This window comes from Photorhabdus viridis (assembly GCF_040256935.1).
Classification (GTDB): domain Bacteria; phylum Pseudomonadota; class Gammaproteobacteria; order Enterobacterales; family Enterobacteriaceae; genus Photorhabdus; species Photorhabdus viridis.
Genome location: NZ_JBEJZY010000533.1, coordinates 1 through 223, shown reverse-complemented (window position 1 = coordinate 223; position 223 = coordinate 1). Strand labels below are relative to the sequence as shown.

The 223-nt window shown below is 49.3% G+C and carries 1 protein-coding gene; it reads right to left on the bottom strand.

The genetic code is table 11. The features are described from left to right. Positions 1 to 223 (bottom strand): Rpn family recombination-promoting nuclease/putative transposase (locus ABR397_RS24420; protein WP_350307933.1); only part of this gene is annotated, 223 nt, incomplete at both ends.

Sequence of the window (223 nt, the reverse complement as noted above, 5' to 3'; positions counted from 1 at the left end):
GGTACTCCAGGGATACGGCTGTATTTTCCCGTGATAAAACAACACCGGAATGACCAGCGGCAATTTTTCATGTCCCTGCTCCAGATGCCGTTGCATGGCTGAAATACCGTAGCGCATCAGCCGGAATGCCATCATCTTGTCCGGGGAACTCTGGTGTTCGATCACGCAATACACATAACCTTCACCCCGCGCCGTTTTCAATGAATACAAAATGTCGGAATAA